The organism is Stenotrophomonas sp. P5_B8 (assembly GCF_054049855.1).
The window spans coordinates 1-1473 of record NZ_JBFULO010000653.1 but is presented as its reverse complement, the minus strand read 5'-3'; the positions used below and the strand labels follow the sequence as shown (position 1 = coordinate 1473).

At 65.6% G+C, this 1473-nt stretch carries 1 protein-coding gene and 2 pseudogenes; all 3 read right to left on the bottom strand.

Translation table 11 applies throughout. The features are described from left to right. Nucleotides 1-281 (bottom strand): annotated as a pseudogene (locus ACXJKH_RS20395) (UDP-glucose 6-dehydrogenase); the annotation flags it as partial. A 23-nt stretch (nucleotides 282-304) separates the two neighbouring features. Continuing rightward, nucleotides 305-1285, bottom strand: coding sequence for an FKBP-type peptidyl-prolyl cis-trans isomerase N-terminal domain-containing protein (locus ACXJKH_RS20390; protein WP_256774569.1), 981 nt, complete (start codon nucleotides 1283-1285; stop codon nucleotides 305-307). An 84-nt stretch (nucleotides 1286-1369) separates the two neighbouring features. Beyond that, nucleotides 1370-1473 (bottom strand): annotated as a pseudogene (locus tag ACXJKH_RS20385) (glutathione peroxidase); the annotation flags it as partial.

Below are 1473 nucleotides of genomic sequence, written 5' to 3'. Positions count from 1 at the left end.
GCGCTGCCGTCCTCGTCCGGTGGCGTGCCCACGGCGATGAAAATCACCTGGCCATGCGTGATCGCGCTGGCGGCATCGGTGGTGAAGGCCAGCCGCGATGCGGCGTGATTGGCCTTGACCATCGGCTCCAGGCCCGGTTCGTAGATCGGGATGACGCCACGGTTCAGGCCATCGACCTTGGCCTGGTCGATATCGACGCAGACCACCTGGTGGCCGACATCGGCCAGGCAGGTACCCGTGACCAGACCGACGTAACCGGTACCGAAAATCGCTACACGCATGTCCGTGGGGACTCCAGTTTCGCTTACGGCAGGACGTTGAGCAGTTCGACGTCGAAGGTCAGCGTCGCGTTCGGACCGATCGGACCGCCCGGCGTGCCCTGTTCGCCGTAGGCCAGCTCGCCCGGGATCCAGAAGCGGTACTTGGACCCGGTCGGCATCAGCGAGACGCCTTCGGACCAGCCCTTGATGACCTGGTCCAGGCCGAACTCGATCGGCTGGCCGCGCTCGTAGCTGCTGTCGAAGACGGTGCCGTCCAGCAGCTTGCCTTCGTAGTTCACGCGGACCTTGCTGGTCGGCATCGGACGCTCGCCCGACCCCGGACGCAGCACCTGGTACTGCAGGCCCGACGGGGTGGTGACTACGCCCGGCACGGTCTTGTTCTTGGCCAGGAAGGCATTGCCCTCGGTCCGGTTGGTACCGGCCTTGGCCGACGCCTGGGCCTGCATTTCAGCCTGCTTGCCGGCCATGAACCCTTCCAGCGTGGCCTTGGCCTGCTCCGGGGTCATCTTGGCGGTGCCCTTGTTGAAGGTGGTACCGATCGCGTCGAACAGCGCATCCAGGTCCAGATCGTCCTTCAGCGGCGCCAGCGACGGGCCAACGGCGTAGCTGCCCAGCATCAGGCCGACCTTTTCACGGTCCACCTTCGGCGCCGGGGTACCCGGGGCCACGCCCGGCACCGGCTGGCCACTTTTGGCGGCCATCGCCTGGCGCAGCGCGCCGTCGGTCTTCTGCGCTTCTTCCTGGCTGATCAGCGGCTGCTTGCCTTCGAAGGCATTGGTGATGGCGCGACGCAGTGCCACCAGATCGATCTCGCTGGAGATCGGGGCGAACGAGTTGGCCACATCGATGCCGATGGCGTAGCCGAGCTTTTCCCGTTGGGAGTTCAAAGCGGAGGTCTCCTTGACGGCCGCACGCGCGGCCGGTTGTTGCGACATCACGGTACCGGTGGCACCCATCGCCAGAATCAGAACCGACGCCGCGGCGCCGCGCATTCCCATCTTCATTCGCTGCTTTCCTGGAAGTGACTGGACGCCGACGTCGGCGCGAAAGCGATCATTGTCGCACGCACATGCGAGATGTCGAGGACGTCAGCGCTTTGCAGCCGTGACGGACAGCTCACGTTCGATCGCCGCGACCAGCGCCTTGTCGTCCGGCTTGACCTTGCTGGGGAACTGCCCGACTACCCGACCAT

Excerpts from the sequence above, each read along its gene's own strand:
- ACXJKH_RS20390 (WP_256774569.1), bottom strand. The coding sequence starts at position 1,285 with ATGAAGATGGGAATGCGCGGCGCCGCGGCGTCGGTTCTGATTCTGGCG.